The 19,220-nt window shown below is 74.1% G+C and carries 15 protein-coding genes and 3 pseudogenes; 10 read left to right on the top strand and 8 right to left on the bottom strand.

What is annotated here, in order from left to right; translation table 11 throughout:
- The first annotated feature begins 156 nt into the window (after positions 1 to 156).
- The gene (locus AB0G13_RS21135; protein ID WP_357876628.1) at positions 157 to 684 is read left to right on the top strand and encodes a DinB family protein; all 528 of its coding nucleotides are present in this window, start codon (positions 157 to 159) and stop codon (positions 682 to 684) included.
- Between the two features lie 66 nt (positions 685 to 750).
- On the opposite strand, the gene AB0G13_RS21130 is transcribed toward AB0G13_RS21135, so the two are convergent.
- Both AB0G13_RS21130 and AB0G13_RS21125 read right to left on the bottom strand, forming a co-directional pair.
- The gene (locus tag AB0G13_RS21130; RefSeq protein ID WP_357876626.1) at positions 751 to 1,056 is read right to left on the bottom strand and encodes a hypothetical protein; all 306 of its coding nucleotides are present in this window, start codon (positions 1,054 to 1,056) and stop codon (positions 751 to 753) included.
- 255 nt (positions 1,057 to 1,311) lie between these two features.
- Positions 1,312 to 1,947 carry a hypothetical protein gene (locus AB0G13_RS21125; protein WP_357876624.1) on the bottom strand — a complete coding sequence of 212 codons (636 nt, stop codon included), beginning with the start codon at positions 1,945 to 1,947 and terminating at the stop codon, positions 1,312 to 1,314.
- A 215-nt stretch (positions 1,948 to 2,162) separates the two neighbouring features.
- On the opposite strand from AB0G13_RS21125, the gene AB0G13_RS21120 reads away from it, so the two are divergent.
- From AB0G13_RS21120 to AB0G13_RS21110, 3 genes and pseudogenes are all read left to right on the top strand, one after another.
- Positions 2,163 to 2,333 (top strand): hypothetical protein, encoded by a 171-nt coding sequence (locus tag AB0G13_RS21120; RefSeq protein ID WP_172896549.1) that lies wholly within the window; start codon positions 2,163 to 2,165, stop codon positions 2,331 to 2,333.
- A gap of 297 nt (positions 2,334 to 2,630) precedes the next feature.
- Complete coding sequence (locus AB0G13_RS21115; RefSeq protein ID WP_357876622.1) at positions 2,631 to 3,518, top strand: GAF domain-containing protein; 888 nt, start codon at positions 2,631 to 2,633, stop codon at positions 3,516 to 3,518.
- Positions 3,428 to 3,715: pseudogene (locus AB0G13_RS21110) on the top strand (SpoIIE family protein phosphatase); the annotation flags it as partial. The gene AB0G13_RS21115 and the pseudogene AB0G13_RS21110, both read left to right, overlap by 91 nt.
- Before the next feature lie 111 nt (positions 3,716 to 3,826).
- On the opposite strand, the gene AB0G13_RS21105 reads toward AB0G13_RS21110, so the two are convergent.
- From AB0G13_RS21105 to AB0G13_RS21095, 3 genes are all read right to left on the bottom strand, one after another.
- Positions 3,827 to 4,690 carry an alpha/beta fold hydrolase gene (locus AB0G13_RS21105; RefSeq protein WP_357876620.1) on the bottom strand — a complete coding sequence of 288 codons (864 nt, stop codon included), beginning with the start codon at positions 4,688 to 4,690 and terminating at the stop codon, positions 3,827 to 3,829.
- Positions 4,691 to 4,767: 77 nt separating this feature from the next.
- Complete coding sequence (locus AB0G13_RS21100; protein ID WP_357876618.1) at positions 4,768 to 5,985, bottom strand: glycosyltransferase; 1,218 nt, start codon at positions 5,983 to 5,985, stop codon at positions 4,768 to 4,770.
- Between the two features lie 221 nt (positions 5,986 to 6,206).
- Positions 6,207 to 7,427, bottom strand: a complete 1,221-nt coding sequence (locus AB0G13_RS21095; protein WP_357876616.1) for a globin domain-containing protein — start codon at positions 7,425 to 7,427, stop codon at positions 6,207 to 6,209.
- A gap of 159 nt (positions 7,428 to 7,586) precedes the next feature.
- Here AB0G13_RS21095 and AB0G13_RS21090 point away from each other — a divergent pair, with 159 nt between their 5' ends.
- Together AB0G13_RS21090 and AB0G13_RS21085 are read left to right on the top strand one after the other, a co-directional pair.
- Positions 7,587 to 8,156, top strand: coding sequence for an Rrf2 family transcriptional regulator (locus AB0G13_RS21090; protein WP_357876614.1), 570 nt, complete (start codon positions 7,587 to 7,589; stop codon positions 8,154 to 8,156).
- A 9-nt stretch (positions 8,157 to 8,165) separates the two neighbouring features.
- The gene (locus tag AB0G13_RS21085; protein WP_357876612.1) at positions 8,166 to 8,807 is read left to right on the top strand and encodes a methyltransferase domain-containing protein; all 642 of its coding nucleotides are present in this window, start codon (positions 8,166 to 8,168) and stop codon (positions 8,805 to 8,807) included.
- Positions 8,808 to 8,932: 125 nt separating this feature from the next.
- Here AB0G13_RS21085 and AB0G13_RS21080 read toward each other — a convergent pair whose 3' ends face one another.
- Positions 8,933 to 10,195: a hypothetical protein gene (locus AB0G13_RS21080; protein WP_357876610.1), complete on the bottom strand. Its 1,263-nt coding sequence runs from the start codon at positions 10,193 to 10,195 to the stop codon at positions 8,933 to 8,935.
- A 504-nt stretch (positions 10,196 to 10,699) separates the two neighbouring features.
- Between AB0G13_RS21080 and AB0G13_RS21075 the strand changes: the two genes are divergently transcribed.
- From AB0G13_RS21075 to AB0G13_RS21060, 4 genes and pseudogenes are all read left to right on the top strand, one after another.
- Positions 10,700 to 12,757 carry a DNA topoisomerase IV subunit B gene (locus tag AB0G13_RS21075; protein ID WP_357876608.1) on the top strand — a complete coding sequence of 686 codons (2,058 nt, stop codon included), beginning with the start codon at positions 10,700 to 10,702 and terminating at the stop codon, positions 12,755 to 12,757.
- A 29-nt stretch (positions 12,758 to 12,786) separates the two neighbouring features.
- Positions 12,787 to 13,047: pseudogene (locus AB0G13_RS21070) on the top strand (DNA gyrase subunit A); the annotation flags it as partial.
- Between the two features lie 171 nt (positions 13,048 to 13,218).
- A pseudogene (locus AB0G13_RS21065) lies at positions 13,219 to 13,848 on the top strand (LAGLIDADG family homing endonuclease); the annotation flags it as partial.
- Positions 13,849 to 14,001: 153 nt separating this feature from the next.
- The gene (locus tag AB0G13_RS21060) at positions 14,002 to 16,581 is read left to right on the top strand and encodes a DNA topoisomerase (ATP-hydrolyzing) (protein ID WP_357876652.1); all 2,580 of its coding nucleotides are present in this window, start codon (positions 14,002 to 14,004) and stop codon (positions 16,579 to 16,581) included.
- 317 nt (positions 16,582 to 16,898) lie between these two features.
- Here the strand turns inward: AB0G13_RS21060 and AB0G13_RS21055 are convergent, their stop codons facing one another.
- Both AB0G13_RS21055 and AB0G13_RS21050 read right to left on the bottom strand, forming a co-directional pair.
- Positions 16,899 to 18,263 carry a solute carrier family 23 protein gene (locus tag AB0G13_RS21055; protein ID WP_357876606.1) on the bottom strand — a complete coding sequence of 455 codons (1,365 nt, stop codon included), beginning with the start codon at positions 18,261 to 18,263 and terminating at the stop codon, positions 16,899 to 16,901.
- A gap of 235 nt (positions 18,264 to 18,498) precedes the next feature.
- Complete coding sequence (locus tag AB0G13_RS21050; RefSeq protein ID WP_357876605.1) at positions 18,499 to 19,134, bottom strand: alpha-ketoglutarate-dependent dioxygenase AlkB; 636 nt, start codon at positions 19,132 to 19,134, stop codon at positions 18,499 to 18,501.
- Positions 19,135 to 19,220 lie beyond the last annotated feature (86 nt).

Here is a 19,220-nt window from a genome sequence, read left to right as displayed (position 1 = left end):
GGGAGGACACCGCCGGCGGCTGAGTTCGTCCACCGCGCGGCGGCGGTCGTGGCCGGGCGGACCGCCGTCACGAGCCGGCCGCCGCCACCGGTTGGGGTCGTGGCTACCAGGTCTTATTCCGTCGACCGGGCCACCGCCCTCCGGCATGATCGCCCGATGGCGGCAACCTCCCGCGCGCTCCTGCGCTTCCAGTTCGACCTGACGTGGTCGCTGTTCGAATACCACCTCGAGCGCCTCGACGCGGCGGACTTCCTCTGGGAGCCGGCCGCGCTCTGCTGGACGGTGCGTCGCGGCCCCGACGGCCGCTGGACACCCGACTGGGCCGACACCGAACCCGACCCCGTGCCGGTGCCGACGATCGCGTGGCTGTCGTGGCACATCGGCTGGTGGTGGACGGTGACCATGGACCATCTCGCAGGACGGCCACCACGGCAGCGTACCGACGTCGGATGGCCGGGCGCGGGCGAGCCGACGGTCGCCTGGCTGCGCGGCCTGCGCGCCGAGTGGCTCGGTCAGCTCGACCGCCTCGGCGACGCGGACCTCGACGGCGCCGCGCCGTTCCCGTGGCAGGACGACTCGGGGCACACGGTGGCGCACATGCTCGGCTGGGTCAACGCCGAGTTGATGAAGAACGCGGCCGAGATCGGTCAACTCCGGCTGCTGCGTGCCGCCGGACGCGCCTGACGCCGGGCGCTCGGAACGGGGGCCGTCCCGTCCGCGACCCGGCCACACCCACCGGGGACGCGCCGGTCAGGAGCGCCGGCCTCTGGTCCGCAGCGCGTCCTCCGTCCGCTCCTCGACGTCGGCGGCGTCGGGGAAGGACCGCCGGGCCGGGGCCGGGTCCGGCGGCGCGCCGGGGCCCGCCGGCCGCGTGGGGGTCGGTTCGACCGGGCCGAAGCCGTGCCGCCCAGCGGGGCCGGACGGTCCCGCCGGCTCGTCGGCCCGCCGCTCCCCGCGCCGCCCCTCCGGCACGGCGGTCTCCTCACTGCCCTCGTCCATGGGGTCGTGCTCGCCGGTGCCCCACGGCGGCTCCACGTCCAGCCCGTCCCTGGTCACCCATGCGGTGGTCGCCTCCGGTGGGCGTCGGTCCCCGCCGCGTCCGTCTCCTGCTGCCATTGGCCACCTCGCTGCTCGGTCCGCCGGTACCGGCTCCGATTGCCCGTCGCCGGGGCGGTCATGCCTCGCCGGCGACCCGGCGGCCGGACGGCACCGGGCGCAGGACACGCGCGGCGGCGCCCCGCTGCGCAGGACACGCGCGGCGGCGGCCCCGCCGCCGAGGAGTCGGCGGGACGCCGCCGCGCGGCACGTCGGTCAGCAGCGGCCGGACTTCGCCATCCGCTTCTTGTTGGCCGTGCCCATCGCCATGAGCGCGCCGATCCCCTTCGGCGCGTTCCGCGTGCCGCCGACGCGCCCCAGCATTCCCCGCAACACCTCGCCGGGCTTCTGCTGCTCGCCCATGTACGCGGTCATCACGATGAGCGCCCCGGTCATCGCCGGGATCGCCCACTGGAGCATCCGCATCTGCCGCTGACACGACGCCACGTTCGACGGCGTGTGCGAGTTCGGCTCGGTGACCCCCTCGACCGCGGGCCCGCCGGCCTTCTCCAACTTCATGCCGAGCAGCCGGCTGTAGCCGGTCACCGCCAGCGCGCCGACCGTCAACGCCGTCTTCAGCGTGCTGGCCCGGGCCACTCCCGACTGGGCGGCCACCCGGGGGCTCTCCGTCACCAGTTCCCCGACGGCCCCCGCCAGGTGGGCGCCGATCGCCGCGGCGTTCACCGGGGTCCACCGGGCCCAGCCGGCCGAGGCCATCGGCAACCGCTGGGTCGAGTCGTTCATCTGTGCCGCCGCGCCGTTGACACCGAACGCTCCCATCAGGGAGCCCCCGAACCAGGCCGCCAGGCCCAGGTCGTGCATCGAGCGCAGTGCGGTGTGTCGTTCGGACATCTGATCCCCTTCCACCGTGTCGGGCGGTGCGGCATACCCGCCACCCGGTCGGCTAATCCCGCCCGTCACCTGCCGATACGCCGCAGCGGCACGGATACCGGGGAAGAGCGGGAGCCGGTGGCGTCGGCGCCGGCCGACGATCGGGACGGGGCGGGGGGAGTCGGCGGGGCCGGTGGCGGGTAGATCGTCGGACGACCCGACGAGAGGGGAAGCGGATGTCGCAGCCCGAGGAGAGCCGGGAGAAGACCGCGTCGACCGACGCGGTGCTGATGCACCCGGACAACGATCCGCGCAAGACCACGGCCCAGGTGCCGCCGCCGGCCGAGCGCGGCGAGACCCGCGTGGAACGGGACGGCGAGATGGTGCCCGTCGACACCGACGAGTGAACGTGCCTCCCGGGCGGCGCGCACGCCGCCCGGGAACGGCGTACGGGCACGGTGGCGAGGTCGGGAGCGAGGGAACGTGGGTGACGGACGGGACCGGGTGGGAGAGCCGGCGGCGGTGGACCACGCACGGATCTTCGCCGCCGCGCCGTCGCCGTACCTGGTGCTCACCCCGGGCCTGGTGATCGTCGAGGCCAACGAGGCGTACCTGCGGGCCACCGCCCGTACCCGCGAGGAGCTTCTCGGGCGGAGCTGTTCGCCGCGTTCCCGGCGAACCCGGACCACCCGGAGGGCAGCGGGGTGCCCAACCTGCGGGCCTCCCTGCTGCGGGCCCGGGACACGGGTCGGTCGGACACGATGGCGTTGCAGCGCTACGACACTCCCGACGGGACCGGCGGCGGCTTCGTGCGACGGTACTGGAGCCCGATGAACGTGCCGATCCTCGACGACGACGGGCGCGTCGTGCTGCTGCTGCACCGACCCGAGGACGTCACGGACTTCGTCCAGGAACGGCAGCGGACCTGGGACGAGCAGGCCCGCGGCGAGACGTTCCGGCGCCGCATGGAGGAGGCCGAGGCCGACCTGTACGCCCGGGCGCGGGAGCTGCGCGGCCCGTTGGAGGCCCAGGCGGTGGCGAACCGCCGTCTCGCCACCCTGGTCGACCTGGCCGCCGACCTGGCCGGCTGCGAGAGCGTCGCCGAGCTGACCGAGGTGGTCGTCGACCGGGGCCTCGGGGCGCTCGACGCCGACGGCGGTGCCGTGGCCGTCCGGAACGACGACGGCGACCTGCTGCGGCTCACCCTCACCGACAGCCTCGGTGGTGTCGCCCGCGCCCGCTTCGCCGAGCTGCCGCTGACCGGCCCGCTGCCGTCCAGCGTCTCGGCGTACGCGGGCCACACCGTCTTCCTGCCCGACCGGGCCGCCGCCCTGGACTACACCGCCGAGATGGCCGACGTCGTCGCCTCGACGGGGCTGGAGGCGTGGGCCTCCCTGCCGCTGCGGGTGGGGGAGCGGCTGCTCGGCTCGCTGACCGTCGGCTGGCGCGCGCCGCATCCGTTCACGCCGCGCGAGGTCGAGGTGCTGGCCTCGACATCGCGGTGCGGTACCACCCGGCGGTGGAGCACGAGCAGGTCGGCGGGGACTGGTACGACGCGTTCCCCGCCGCCGACGGGGCCACCACCCTGGTGATCGGCGACGTCACCGGGCACGACCGGGCCGCGCTGGCCGCGATGGCCCAGATCCGCAACACACTGCGCGGTGTCGCGTACGTGCTGGGTGAGCCACCGGCGGCGATCTTCGCCGGGCTCGAACGGGCCCTGCGCGGGCTGGGCGTCTCGACGTTCGCCTCGGCCGTGGTCGGGCACGTCCGCGTCCCGCCCGCCTCCGGCGACCCGCGGGCGGCGCACCTCACCTGGTGCAACGCCGGCCGTCCGCCGCCGGTGCCGAACCGGACGACGACGTCGCCCTGCTGGCGCTGCGGGTCGGCTGAGGGCGGGTCAGCGGGCCGGCAGGTCGGCGGCGAAGCGGGCCACCCGCGCCGCCAGCGGCGCGCTCGCGCGTACCCAGGTGAAGTGGTCCATCCGGGCTCCGGCCTGCGCCGCCGTGTAGCGCTCGCGGGCGAGGGGCGCCCCGGCCAGCTTCGCGCACAGGTGGTCGACGGTCTCGTGCGGGGTGTACTGGTCGTCGTCGACGCTGACCGCGAGGACGGGGGTGCGCAGCGCCCGCACGGCCGCCTCGGCGTCCACCCCGTCCAGGTGCGGGAAGCGCCCGGTCCGCGCGGTGTACGCCCAGTCCCGGATGACCCCGCGCGCCTGCCGGCCGCCGAAGCCCCAGCCCGGCCAGACGCCGAGCAGCCGGGCGGTCGCCGCGATCCCCTGGGTGTACGGCAGGACGCCGTACCCGCGCAGGCCCGGGTAGCTGCGCCACCACGGGACGCCGACGGCGACCAGCGCCAGCCCGTCGACGTCGTGGTGGCCGTGCACGGCGAGGTGCAGCAGCGCGGCCTGCCCACCGAGGGAGTGCCCGAGCAGCAGCGTCCTCCGCCCGTCCCGCCGGGTCTTGAGCGCCGCCAGCGCGGCGCCCACGTCGGCGGCCAGTTCCGGGTAGCCGTACCGGCAGGCGCGGCTCGGCTTCGGGGTGCTCTCCCCGGTGCCGCGCAGGTCGGCCACCGCCACGGCCAGGCCGGCGGCGCGCAGGGCGGCGGCGAACGGCCGGTAGTAGCGCGCCCGGACGCCCATCGCTGGCGTGATCAGCACCAGCGGGGCGTCGGTGGCGCCGTCCGGATCGGGATACACCTGTAGCCCGATGCGGGCCCCGTCGACCTCGACGAACTCCTGCCGGTACTCCCCCGTCGCGTTCACCGCCCCAGGCTACGGCCCGATGCTACCGGCGGGTAACCGTGGGGTGGCGGGCGTCACGCGTTCCACCGCCGCCCGCGTCACGCCACCGCCGGGGCGGGGCGGCCGACCGTGCTGACCGTGGCGTAGACCGCGCTCAGCTGCTCGGCGCAGCGCTTCCACGAGTACCGGTTGCGGATCCGGTCCAGCGCCGCCGTCGCGTACGCGAAGCGACGGACCTTGTCGGCGAGCAGCCGGCGGACGGCGGTGCCGAGGGCCCGGGGGTCCCGAGGTGGCACGAGGTCACCGGTCAGGCCGTCGACCACGGTGTCGGCGATCCCGCCGACGTTCGTGCCGACGACCGGCACCCCGCACGCCATGCCCTCCAGCGGGGTGAGCCCGAACGGCTCGTACCAGGGGGCGGCCACCAGCAGGTCCGCGGAGCGGTACCAGGGGGCCAGCTCCTCCCGGGGCAGCCCGCCCAGCAGCTTCACCCGGTCGGCGACCCCGCAGGACTCGGCGAGCGCGTGGAGCCGGCGGGCGAAGCCGTCCGCGGGGAGCAGCTCTGCCGGTGGGCCGCCGATCACCACGCACTCGGCGTCCGGCACGGCCGGCAGGGCCCGGACGACGTCCTGGATGCCCTTGTGCTCCACCATCCGGCCGACGGTGATGATCCGGGGCCGGGCCGGGTCGCGCACCGCGACGGGCCCGTCGGGGCGGAACAGCTCCTGGTTGACCCCGGCGGGGACCAGCGTCATCCGGGCCCGGGGCACGCCGAGCCGGACCAGCTTCCCGACCTCGTCCTGGCACTGCACGATGACCCGGTCGGCGGCCCGGCCCAGGGCCCGCTCGTAGCCGGCCCGGCCCGGTGGGCTGGTGTCCCGGGCGCCCGGTTGCCGCCGCTTCACCGAGGCGAGGCTGTGGTAGGTGAGCACCACCGGCACCCCGGTGCGCCGGCCGGCGTGCAGCGTGGCCAGCCCGCTCGTCCAGAAGTGGGCGTGCGCCACGTCCGGCACCCAGCCGCCGTCGCGCCACTGACCGGCCAGCCAGCGACCGAACTCGCCCAGGTGCGGCAGCAGCTCGTCCGTCGGCACCCGCAGCGCCGGCCCGGCCGGCACCTGGCACACCTGGTAGCCAGCCGGGGTGACCACGGAGTCGGGCGGCAGGGTGGAGTCCCGGCGGGTGTAGACGCGGACGTCGTGCCCCTCGCCGACCAGGGCGGCGGCGAGCTCCGCCACGTGCGTGTGCTGACCGCCGGATTCCCCCGACCCTCCGACGGCGAGCGGACTGGCGTGCTCCGAGATCATCGCGATACGCATGTGCTTCCTCCATCGGCCGGCCCGTCGGCGGGGACCCGGTCGAGCCCCGGGGCGTCTCCTCGCCGCCTGGCGGACCCCGCCGCAGGAGTCCCTACCCCCGGCCTCCCCTCCTAACCGCCACCTGCCCACTCGGCCTGACCCGTACGTCGGTCGGGTGTGGAGACGCCGCCGGGCGGCGGGGCGGATCGCCCCACCGCCCGTGACCGCTCGGCTACGGTCGATCAGGACCGGTCGTCGCGGAGCATGCCCGGACCGAAGACCTCGTAGGCGATCCGCTCCACCGGCACCCCCCGGCGCAGCAGGCCGCCCCGGATCGTGTTCATGAACGGCAGCGGCCCGCAGAGGTGCACGTGGGCGTCGGGGGAGAGCGGGATCAGCGCCGGGTCGACCCGGCCGGCGATGACCTCGGCGGTCACCCCGGCCAGCTCGCCGTCGGTGAGGTCCTCGTACCAGAGGGCGGTGCGCAGATTGGGCAGCGCGGCGTGCAGGCGCGGCAGTTCGCCGCGGAACGCGTGCGCCGCGCCGGCCCGGTCGGCGTGCACCAGCACGACCGGACGCCGCGGCTCGGTGGCGGCCAGGTACTCCAGCGCGGCCATCGCCGGGGTCAGGCCGATGCCCGCGCTGACCAGCAGCAGCGGGCCCTCCCCGGCCACCGCGCTGACCTCGCCGAACGCCGGGCTGAGCCGGAGAACGTCGTCGATCCCCACGCGCTCGTGCAGGAAGGTGGAGACCATGCCGTCGGGGGCGTCGCCGGTGCCGCGTACCCGTTTGACGGTGATCCGCCAGTGGCCGGCGCCGGGGCGGCCGGAGAGGCTGTACTGGCGGATCTGCTGGCCGCGCCCGCCGTCCAGGTCGACGGCGACCGAGGTGTACTGGCCCGGGACGAAGGTGGGCACCGGGCCGCCGTCGGCCGGGACCAGGGTGAACGACACGACGTCCAGCGCCTCGGTGGCCCGGGCGACGACCCGCCAGTCCCGCCAGACCGACTCGCCCTCGGCCAGCCCGGCGGTGGTGTAGAGGCGGGCCTCCCGGGCGATCAGCTCGCAGGCCAGCAGCCAGTAGACCTCGTCCCAGGCCGCCGCGACCTCGGCGGTGACGGCGTCGCCGAGCACCTCGCCGACGGCGGCGAGCAGGTGCCGCCCGACGATCGTGTACTGGGTGGCGGTGATGCCCAGCGAGGCGTGCTTGTGCGCGATGCGGTCCAGGATCGGCCCCCAGGGCGCGCTGCCGCCGCCGGTCAGGTGCTCCGCGTACGCGACCACGGCGGCCGCGAGGGCGGCCTTCTGGGTGCCGGTGGCCTGGTTGCTGCGGTTGAAGATGTCGAGCAGTTCGGGGTGCGCGTCGAACATCCGCTGGTAGAACCGGCCGGTGATCGCCTCGCCGTGCGACTGCACGGCGGGCAGGGTCGCCGTCACCACTGCTGCTGAGGACTCCGAGAGCACGACTGCCTCCTTCTGGCTGAACCGCTCGGGCCCCGACAGCAAAACAGGTATTCCAAATACCTCTTCAGGGCCGAAGGTCCCGGGTCCAGGGTCGTCCGGATCACACCCCGGTCCGGTCGACCGTGGTGGGCGGTCGACAGCGCTGGCTAGGGTCGGGACGTGAAGCTCAACCGGTCCACCGACATGGCGCTGCGCATCGCCATGCTCGCCGCCGCGAGCCCGCGACGGATGACCGTGGAGGAGCTGTCCGACCAGCTCGACCTGCCCCGCAACCACGTCGCCAAGGTGGTGCAGCGGTTGCAGCGGCTCGGCGTGCTGGTCACCATCCGGGGCCGCTCCGGCGGGGTGGCCTTCGCCGAGGGTGGCGGGGACGCCACAGTGGGGCACGTGGTCCGGGCCTTCGAGGGCGACGACGAGGTGGTGTCCTGCGACGAGCCGGCCTGCTCGCTGCGCGCGGCCTGCCGGCTGCGGGGCGAGCTGCGCCGGGCCCGGGACGCCTTCCTCGCCGTGCTGGACGGCGTGACCCTCGGCGGGCTCGTCGACGGACCGACCGGCCCGGTGCTGCTCGCCCTCGGCCTGCCCCGCCCCCGGCCGGTGCCCGACGCGCCGTCGCCGCAGGGGCCGCCGGAGCGTCCCGCGCCGCCGTCGGCCGCGGTGCCGGAGCGTCCCGCGCCGCCGTCCGGTGCCGGCTCGTCGCGGCCCCGGCGGTCCGTACCCGATCTGTTCTGAGGAGTGGCGATGTCCGGCAGCACGGTCTCCCACCCGGTGTTCGCCCGGGTGTACCGGCGGGCGAGCGTGGCGATGGACCGCGCCGGCGTGGCCGCCCACCGGCGGCGTCTCGTCGCCGGCCTCGCGGGCCGGGTGGTCGAGGTCGGCGCCGGCAACGGCCGCACCTTCGCGCACTACCCGGGCACGGTCGAGCGGGTGCTCGCGGTCGAGCCGGAACCCCTGCTCCGGGCGGCGGCCCGGGAGGCGGCGGCCGGGGCGCCCGTACCCGTGGAGATGGTCGACGGCCTCGCCGAGGCGCTGCCGGCGCCCGACGGCGACGCCGACGCCGTGGTGCTGTCCCTGGTCCTCTGCTCGGTGGCCGACCAGGCCGCCGCGCTGCGCGAGGCCCGCCGGGTGCTGCGGCCCGGCGGGCAGTTGCGCTTCTTCGAGCACGTACGCGCGCAGACCCCGGGCCTGCGCCGGGTGCAGCGGTTGGTCGACGCGACCGTCTGGCCGCTGCTCTGCGGCGGCTGCCACACGGGCCGCGACACGGTGGCCGCGATCCGGGCCGCGGGTTTCACCGTCACCGAACTGGACGCCTTCCGCTTCCCCGACAGCCGGCTGCCGGGTCCCGCCGCCCCGCACGTGCTCGGCGTGGCCACCCCCGACTGACCCCGGCCCGCCCGCGACCGCGCCCGGGTTCTGCCCCGCGACCGCGCCGGGGCACGGGTTCTTCCGACCCCGGACGCGGCGGAACCCCGCGCCGGGCGGCACGGGGTTCCGGGACGCGCTCGCGGTCAGGAGACCGTGATCGAGCCGTCCCCGGCGCGGACGCAGGCCACGGAACGCGCACCGGTGGTGGCCGCGCCCGTCAGGCACTGCCCGAGCACCTGGTGGCCGGCGGCGTTCGGGTGCCACGACTCCTGGCAGGTCTGGAAGTAGCTCACGCAGGTGTTCGCGATCCGCTGGATGGCGATCTTGTCCTTGCCGGCGAGGCTGGTGACGAAGACGCCGTTCGGCGGGTTGTCCTGGAGCCGGATCGGGGTGGCCAGGGCGCCGGTCGGGCTGCCCGCCGACTCGCAGAGCCGGGCGCCGTCGAAGGCCCGCTGCACGTTGAGGTAGACCAGGTCGGCGCCAGGGAACTCGGCGGCCAGGGTGTCGCGGGTGGACTTCACCAGGGTGCCCAGTCCCTGCGAGAAGCGGTGCCCCGGCAGCAGGCTGGCCCGGTGGATCGGGCAGCCGGCCGCGTACCGCTCGGCGCCCAGCGCGCGGAACTTGTCCCGGGTGTCGTCCCGGCTGTCCTCCTCGTGGAACGGCGACTCGAGGTCGAACGGCAGGGGGTTGGTGTAGTCCTGGAAGACGACGCGGTGCTGACCGTCGGCGTCGATCTCGCGCAGCGTGGTGAGGAGCTGGCGTACGGCCGAGGTGGTCTCCGCGGTGGCGGCGCTCCACTGCGCCGCGGTGGCCAGGTCGGCGTCGCTGCACGGCTTCTGCTCCACCGGCCCGCCGAGGTAGGCCCAGAACTCCCACCAGCCGGTCCAGGCGTCCGCGATGAACCGGTTGGCGCACTTCTCCGCGACGCTGCCGAAGGTGAACGAGCTGTTGTTCGAGCCGAGCCCGAGCAGCACCAGGTCGATGTCGTGGGTCTGGCCGACCGCGCGGAGCTGGTCGAGCTGGGCGGCCACCTGGCGGCCCTTGGCCCGGGCCGAGGAGGCCGCGGCGATGTCGTGCGGCTGGCCGCCGGAGCAGGCGAGGTTGAACCGGTCCTGGATGCCCGGCAGGCTGGCCCGGTGCAGGGACGCGTTCGCCGAGCGGTGACAGAAGAACGCGTTGTCGTTCGGGGCGGTCCAACCCGGGAAGCCCTGGGCGACCCCGTTGGCGTCGACCACCGGGGTGTACGCCCCGGCGCCCTCGCCGCTGATGAAGCTGTCGCCGAGCGCCACGGCGGCGGTGGGTGGGGTCGCCGAGGCCGGGGCGGGCAGCCCGACGGCGGTCGACAGGGTGGCGGCGGTGGCGACGGCGAGCGCCGCCGCGAGTGCGGTACGACGGAACCTGGACATGACGTCCCCCATCTGTCCATCGAAACGTGAAAGATCCTCCGAGGGCGCGATCAGATCACTCCTGCACGACGGACGTCAATGGCTCGTAACAAAATCGTTCCGTGCGGGGCATCCGCTCCGGTGCGCCGGTCTGCCGCCACCCGGCAACAGCGGTCGGGGCCCGGGCTGGGCGGAGGCGCCTACCGACCGGTGTCGCCGACCACCCCGCGGCGCGCCCGGCGGCGGCGTCCGTCGCTGCGGGAAGGCGCGCCAGGGCGCGGGTGTTGTCCAGGTGGACCCGCCCGTCGCCGGCTCGTTCGCAAACCGGTCAGGGCGGCACCGACGTGCCGGATCCGGACGGAACGCGCGACCGCGCCGCCCGGCTCCGCCCCGCGACGGGGAGCGCGCCTCGCTGCGGGGCGCCGTCGTCCTGTCGCATCTCCCGGTTAGGCTCGCTGCGGCGCGCCGGCCGGCCCGCGACGTCGGACGCGGCACCACATCGCCGAGACCTGGGAGTACGACCAGTTGACCGCAGAGCCTGAGACCCTGTACGGGGCCGACGACCTCACGCACCTCGAGGGGCTGGACGCCGTTCGCAAACGGCCCGGCATGTACATCGGCTCCACCGACAGCCGTGGCGTGGGTCACCTCGTCAACGAGATCCTCGACAACTCCACGGACGAGGGCGTCGCCGGCCACGCCACGAAGGTGGAGGTGACGCTGCACGCCGACGGCTCGGTCCAGGTCGACGACGACGGCCGGGGCATCCCCACCGACGTGCACGCCAAGTCCGGCATCTCCGGCGTCGAGCTGGTGCTCACCCGGCTGCACGCCGGCGGCAAGTTCGGCGGCTCCGGCTACAAGACCTCCGGCGGTCTGCACGGCGTGGGCGCCTCGGCGGTCAACGCGCTGTCCCGCCGGTTCGACGTCACCGTCCGCCGGGGCGGCAAGGTCCACGCGATGTCGTTCCGGCACGGCGTGCCGGGGATCTTCGACGGCGACGGCCCCGAGGCCGCGTTCACCCCGGGCCCCGGGCTCCAGATCGTCGGCGCGATGAAGCGCGGCCAGCGCACCGGCACCTCGATCCGCTGGTGGCACGACGCGCGCTACTTCGAGACCGGCGCCACGCTGGACGCCGACGCCGTGCGGACGAAGCTGCGCAACACGGCGTTCCTGGTGCCGGGCGTGAGCTACACGCTGCGCGACCACACCGGGGAGGAGCCGACCGAGGAGAGCTTCCACTACCCCAACGGCCTGACCGACATGGTGGAGTTCCTCGCCCCGGCCGGCGACCGAGCCGTCTCCGGCATGCTGATGGTCACCGGCGAGGGCACCTACCGGGAGAACGCCGCCGACGCCAACGGGGTCATGCAGTCCAACGTGCAGCGTCGGGCCGAGGTCGAGGTGGCCTTCCGCTGGGGCACCGGCTACGAGCGCACCGTCGAGTGCTTCACCAACACCATCCGCAACGCGCACGGCGGCACCCATCGCAAGGGCTTCGAGCGGGGCCTGGCGCGTACCCTCGCCGACGCCGTCCGCAACACCCGTGGCCTGCTCAAGGCCAAGGAGGACCCGCCCACCCTGGACGACGTCCTGGAGGGCATGACGGCGGTCGTGCACGTCCGGATCCCGGAGCCGCAGTTCACCTCGCAGACGAAGGACGAGCTCTCCACCGCCGGCATCACCAAGGTCATCCAGGCGCTGGTCGAGCAGCACCTGAAGGCCTGGCTGGAGGACCGGAGGACCAAGGCCGAGGCGCGTACGGTCCTGCAGAAGATCGTCGACGCGGCCCGGGTGCGGCTGACCCAGAAGCAGCAGAAGGACGCCGCCCGGCGCAAGACCGCCCTGGAGGGCGCGTCCATGCCGCCCAAGCTGGTCGACTGCCGGGCGGCCGGCATCGAGCGCAGCGAGCTGTTCATCGTGGAGGGCGACAGCGCGCTGGGGACGGGCCGGCTCGCCCGCTCCGCCGAGTACCAGGCGCTGCTCCCGATCCGGGGCAAGATCCTCAACGTGCAGAAGGCCAACCTCCAGCAGGTGCTGGACAACGCCGAGTGCGCCGCCATCGTGCAGGTGCTCGGCGCCGGCTCCGGCCGCACGTTCGACCTTTCCGCGATGCGCTACGGCCGAGTGCTGATCATGGCGGACGCCGACGTGGACGGCGCGCACATCCGCACCCTGCTGATCACGCTCTTCGCCCGCTACATGCGGCCGCTGATCGAGGCCGGCCGGCTCTACGCGGCCATGCCGCCCCTGCACAAGATCACCACCAGGGGGCGCAACCCGCAGACCATCTACACCTACACGCAGGCGGAGATGGAGGCGACGGTCCGCAAGCTGGAGAAGGCCGGCAAGCAGATCGTCACCCCGATCCCGCGGTTCAAGGGTCTCGGCGAGATGGACGCCGACGAGTTGTGGGAGACCACGATGAACCCGGCCACCCGGGCGGTCCGCCGGATCACCCTCGACGACGTCGACGCCGCCGAGCGGATCCTCGAACTGCTGATGGGGGAGAAGGTCGAGCCGCGCCGCAACTGGCTGATCGACTCCGCCGACCGGGTCGACCGCGAGGCGATCGACGCATGAGCACCGCCCGCCGAGAGGGAAGCTGAACGATGGCACGCCGTAAGGACGACCGCGCCAAGGTGGACCTGTCCGCCTTCGACCAGGCCGGCGCGCGGGTCTTCGACAACCCGCTGGTCACCGAGGTCTCCGACTCCTATCTGGAGTACGCCTTCTCGGTGATCCACTCCCGCGCCCTGCCCGACGCCCGCGACGGCCTCAAGCCGGTGCACCGGCGCATCCTCTGGTCCATGTACGAGCAGGGGCACCGCCCCGACCGGGGGCACGTGAAGTCCGCCCGCATCGTCGGGGACTGCTTCGTCGCCGGGACCCTGGTCTCGACACCCGAGGGCCTGCGGCCGATCGAGGATGTCGACGTCGGTGACCTCGTGTTGGACGGCGACGGGGCTGCCATCCCGGTGACCGCTGCTTATCGGAATCCGGATTCGGACCTGGTCCGGGTCACGTGGAGCAACGGCCACACCATGTTCGTGACGCCCGGACAGCGGTTCCGTGTGGTGGATGAGGACCTGGCTGTCCGGTGGGTGGAAGCCCGAGACCTGACTGGGCATCTCACCGTCGCGTACGGGACGCGCCGCGGGGCGGCACCGGCACCCGCATCCGGCGGCGACCCGTATGACTATGTCCGTGGGCTCGTGGTGGCCGAAGGCTTCGCCGTCGATCGGTCTCGCGACGCGGACGGCCGCGTACGGCTGCACATGTGCGACGTCGAACCGCTCGACGTCGCCCACGGGTGGGCCATCGCGAACGGATTGAACGCCTCCCGAGGCAAGCGCGAAGCAAGCAATCCGCGCCATCGCGACCAGCACATCCTCACGTTCGCCAGGCACGAGGGGCTGCTCGAGGCCGGCACGCCACTCAGTCACGCGAAGCGCGTGCCCGACGACGTGCTCGCAAATCGTTCCGCGTGGGCGCCGTTCCTCGCCGGCTTCTTCGACGGTGACGGCTACATCCGCAAGCGTTTCCGCGAACTCGTCTTCGTGAGCACCAGCGAGGTGTTGGTGCGTCAGATCTACTCCATGCTCGCCGACCTGGGGGTGCACGGTCACCACTGGAACAGCGGACGCGACGGCCACCGCCCGCTTCTCGGCCTCTCCGTCACCGGCCGGGATGCTGCTGTGGTCGCCGAGTTGCTCCTGCCCTGGGTACGCATCGGTTACAAGAGCGACAGCCTCCGGCGGGTGGTCGAGCTGGGCTATCGATACGGGGGCAAACAGGGCAACGACCGCCTGCCGTGCCGGCCGGTGATGCAGGAGTTCACCAACGCCCATCAGGGCGGTGGATGGTTCCGCGACGAGGACGGCAACGCCTTCCGGGCGTCCCTGTCAGGCCCTGGGAGCAAGGTGCGGTACGGCAAGGACCGCAACGGCCTGCCCTTGTCGGAGCGGTCGTTTCCGCTCTGGCGCGCGGAGCGGGACGGTTGGGTTCGCAAACTCCGGCGCATCGGTTCGCCCCTCGCCGGCCGACTCGAGGCGTTGGCTGGGCGGTCGTTCCTGCGGGTCGTCTCCGTCGAAGCCGTGGCGTCCGCTACCACCTACGACATCCAGGTCGACTCCGACGAGCACGCCTTCGCGGCTGAGGGCTACGTGGTCCACAACTGCATGGGCAAGTACCACCCGCACGGCGACACCGCGATCTACGACGCGATGGTGCGGCTGGCGCAGAGCTTCTCGTTGAACGTTCCCCTCATCGACGGGCACGGCAACTTCGGCAGCCCGGACGACGGGCCGGCGGCGTCGCGCTACACCGAGGCCCGGATGTCGCGGGAGGCGATGCTGCTCGTCGGCGAGCTGGGCGAGGACACGGTCGACGTTGAGCCCAACTACGACGGCTCGCTGACCCAGCCCACCGTGCTGCCCGCCGCGTTCCCCAACCTGCTGGTCAACGGCGCGTCGGGGATCGCGGTCGGCATGGCGACCAACATGATCCCGCACAACCTCGGCGAGGTCGTCTCCGCCGCCCGCTGGCTGATCAACCACCCGGACGCCACGCTCGACAAGCTCATGGAGTTCGTCCCCGGGCCGGACCTGCCCACCGGTGGCGTCCTGCTCGGGCTCGACGAGGTGCGGCGGGCCTACGAGACCGGGCGCGGCGTCGTCCGGATGCGGGGCAAGGTCGAGATCGGCCCGCTGGAGGGCAGCCGCGGCCGGCAGGCGATCACCGTCGTGGAGCTGCCGTACGGCGTCGGCGCTGAGAAGGTCATCGCGGCCATCACCAACGAGGTCAACAAGACCAAGCGGCTCACCGGCATCGCCGACGTCAAGGACCTCACCGACCGGGAGAGCGGCACCCGTCTGGTGATCGAGTGCAAGGTCGGGGTCAACCCGCAGGCGCTGCTCGCCGACCTCTACCGGCTCACCCCGCTGGAGCAGTCGTTCGGCGTCAACAACCTGGTACTGGTCGACGGGCAGCCGCAGACCCTCGGGCTGAAGGCGCTGCTGGAGGTCTTCCTGGCCCACCGCTACGAGGTCGTGACCCGGCGCAGCTCCTACCGCCGCCGCAAGCGCGAGGAGCGGCTGCACCTGGTCGACGGTCTGCTGATCGCCCTGCTCGACATCGACAGGGTGGTCAAGCTGATCCGGGCCAGCGAGGACGCGCAGGCCGCCAAGGACGGCCTGATGCAGAAGTTCAAGCTCTCCGAGATCCAGGCCACCTACATCCTGGACACCCCGCTGCGCCGGTTGACCAAGTACGACCGGATCGAGCTGGAGGCCGAGCAGGAGAAGCTCCGCAAGGAGATCGCCGAGCTCTCCACGATCCTCGACGACCCGAAGGTGCTGAAGAAGGTCGTCTCCGACGAGCTGGCGGCGGTGGTGAAGCAGTTCGGCGCGCCGCGCCGCACCACGCTCGTCGACGGGGACCTCAAGGAGGTGCTGGCCGCGTCTGCGCCGGCCGGCCCGCTGGAGGTCGCCGACGACCCCTGCCAGGTGATCCTCTCCGCGACCGGGCTGGTCGCCCGGACCGCGGCCGAGTCGGAGGAGGCGTCCGAGGGGCGTCGGCGGCACGGCCGGGTCAAGCACGACGCCGTACGCGCCGTCGTGCACTCCACCGCCCGGGGCCGGGTGCTGCTCGTGACCAGCGCCGGCCGGGCGTTCAAGGTCGACGTGCTGCCGTTGCCGGTCCTGCCCGAGCAGGCGGGGACGGTGTCGCTGCGCGGCGGGATGGCCGCCGCCGAGCTGGTGCCGCTGGAACCGGGGGAGACCGTGGTCGGGCTGGCGCCGCTCGGGCCGGCGGCCGAGGGCTCCCCGGGCCTGGCCCTGGGCACCCGGCAGGGCGTGGTCAAGGTCTGCGCGCCGGAGTGGCCGGTCCGCTCCGACGAGTTCGAGGTGATCGGGCTGCGGGAGGGCGACGAGGTGGTCGGGGCGACCTGGCTCACCGACGGCGCGGAGACGCTCACCTTCGTCACCTCGGAGGCGTCGCTGCTGCGGTTCGCCGCCGGGCTGGTCCGGCCGCAGGGGACCAAGGGCGGCGGCATGTCCGGCATCAACCTGCCCGCCGGTTCCCGGGTGGTGTTCTTCGGCGCGGTCCGCACCGACGACCCGGGTCACGGTGAGCCGATGGTGGTCACCTCCACGGGCGCCACGGTGAAGGTCACGCCGTTCCAGGCGTACCCGGCGAAGGGGCGGGCGACCGGCGGGGTGCGGGCCCACCGCTTCCTCAAGGGTGAGACCGACGTGGCCGTCGCCTGGGTCGGGCCGCGCCCGGTGGCCGCCACCGCCACCGGCGAGCCGGTGGAGCTGCCGGCGGCGGACCCGCGCCGTGACGGCTCCGGCTTCGCCGTGATGCTGGGCCCCACTGTCATCGGCCACCAGATCGAACGCGACTGACCCATCGACGGGAAGGGCCGGCTGCACCACGCAGCCGGCCCTTCCTGATTCCCCGCCCCGGTCCTCCTGCCAGCCCGGGCGACCCGCCCGGCCCCGCCTAACCGGCCCGGTCGCACCCGGCCCGCCTGGCCCGGCTTCCGCCCGCCCCCGCCGCCCCGCCCGTCGCGGTCGATCATGAGCTTGACTGCTCGGAACCAGACATATTGCACCGCTAACCTCATGATCAACGCTGCCGCGGGCGAGGCCCGGCGAGGGCCGGCGAGGCAGAGGAGGCCGGAGCCGGGGAGGAGGCAGGGGCGGCCGGGGGCGGGGGCCGGTCAGCGGGTGGGGTCGGGGGCAGGGGCCGGGTCGGGGGTGTGGCGGGGGGTGGGTGTGGTGCCGCGCAGGTGGGCCACCAGGCGCATGCCGTGGTAGACGGCGAGGGCGGCGGCGGTGCCCAGGGCGATGCCGTTGAACGAGAGGTCGCCGGCGGTGAGGGTGTAGTTGGCCGCGCCGACGACCACCGCGACGGCGGCGGTCATCAGGTTCACCGGGTCGTGGAAGTCCACCCGGTTCTCGATCCAGATCCGCGCGCCGAGGATGGCGATCAGGCCGTACAGGGCGGTGGTGGCGCCGCCGAGCACGCCGGCCGGCACGGTGAGGATCAGCGCGCCGAACTTCGGGCTGAGCCCGAGCAGCACCGCCGTCAGGCCGGCCACCCAGTACGCGGCGGTGGAGTAGACCCTGGTCGCCGCCATCACGCCGATGTTCTCCGCGTAGGTGGTGGTGCCGGACCCGCCGCCGGACCCGGCGAGCATCGTGGCCAACCCGTCGCCCATGAACGCCCGACCCATGTCCCGGTCCAGGTTCCGGCCGGTCATCGCGGCGACCGCCTTGACGTGCCCGGCGTTCTCGGCGATCAGCACCAGGATCACCGGGATCACCAGCACGACCGCGCGCAGGCTGAAGCTCGGCGTGTGGAACTCGGGTAGACCGACCCAGGCGGCGTCCCGCAGCCCGTCGACCGCCTTCGGGTCCAGGTCGCCGAGCGCGGCGGCGAGGACCCAGCCGACCACCACCCCCAGCAGGATGGACAGCCGGGCGAGGAAGCCGCGGAAGGCCACCGTGGCGAGCAGGATGGCGGCCAGGGTCACCACCGCGATCAGCGGCTGCGCCTTCACGCCGGTGCCGCTCCCGTCGCCGTCCCAGGCGACCGGGGCGAGATTCAGGCCGATCAGCGCGACGATCGCCCCGGTGACCACGGGCGGCATCAGCGCGTCGATCCAGCGTGACCCGGCGAGCTGGACGACCAGCCCGACGGCGGCCAGCGCCGCGCCGGCGACGACGATGCCGCCGAGCGCCGGGCCGATGTCGCCGCCGGCCTTGGCCGCCAGCACGGGCGCGATGAAGGCGAAGGACGAGCCGAGGTACGAGGGCAGCCGGTTGCCGGTGATCAGCAGGAACAGCAGCGTGCCGAGCCCGGAGAAGAAGAGCGTGGTGGCGGGCGGGAAACCGGTGATCAGCGGCACCGTGAAGGTGGCGCCGAACATCGCCACGACGTGCTGCACGCCGACGCCGAGGGTGCGCGGCCAGGAGAGGCGTTCGCCGGGGTGGACCACGTCGCCGGGGCGGATGGACCGGCCGTCGCCGTGGACCGCCCACGCGGACCAACGGGAGCGCGGCTCGGTGGAGGACTGGGTCATGGAACGCCCTTCGCGTCGGCAAGAGGTGACGGGGGCGCAGGTGAAACCCAGGAGTCGTTTCTAGCAGAGCCCCGGCACGCCCCGGCCGGTGGCCCGGGCACGGTCCGGCCGGTGGCCCCGGAACCGGTCCGGCCGGTGGCCCGCGCACGGTCCGGCCGATGGCCCGGCGCGCCCCGGGTCGATGGCACGGGCGGAGCCGCGCCGGCCGCGACCGGTTGCCGCCCCGTCGGGTGGGTCAGGCGACGCCGGCGGGGCGGAACTGGACGCTGACCCGGGGCCCGACGGGTCGGGTGGTCTTGGGCACGGCGTGCTCCCAGGTGCGTTGGCAGGAGCCGCCCATCACCACGAGGTCGCCGTGACCGAGCGGGAAGCGCAGGCTGTCGCCGCCGCCGCGGGGCCGCAGCAGCAGCGCGCGGGGCGAGCCGAACGAGACGATGGCGACCATCGTGTCGGTATGCGCGGAGCGGCCCTGGGTGTCGCCGTGCCAGGCGACGCTGTCCCGGCCGGAGCGGTAGAGGCACATGCCGGCGGTGACGAAGGGCTCGCCGAGCTCGGGGGCGTAGTGCCGGGTGAGGGCGGCGCGCGCCTCGGTGAGCAGCGGGTGCGGCAGCGGGCGGTGCCCGGCGTACCAGCAGAGCAGCCGGGGCACGTCGACCTCGGCGTCGTACATCGTGCGGCGCTCGGCCCGCCAGGGGACCTCCCGCAGCAGGACGTCGAAGACCTGGTCGGAGCCGGTGACCCAGCCGGGGAGATGGTCGACCCATGCGCCGTGGGTGAGCGGGTGCCGGCGCAGCCGGCCGGCCAGCGGGCTCAGCGACGGCTCGGCGGCGGTGAGGTCGAGCATCGACGGCTGGTAGGCGGCCCCGGTCATCCGCCCAGCGTACCCGCCATGTTGGTACAGGTGTACGGAAGCGGCGCCGCCCGGACGCGAGGGCGGCGGGGGCCCCCGCCCGGGGC

This window comes from Micromonospora sp. NPDC023633 (assembly GCF_040640035.1).
Classification (GTDB): Bacteria; Actinomycetota; Actinomycetes; order Mycobacteriales; family Micromonosporaceae; genus Micromonospora.
Note: the sequence above shows the minus strand (reverse complement) of the source record. Positions and strands in the feature narration are given on the sequence as shown.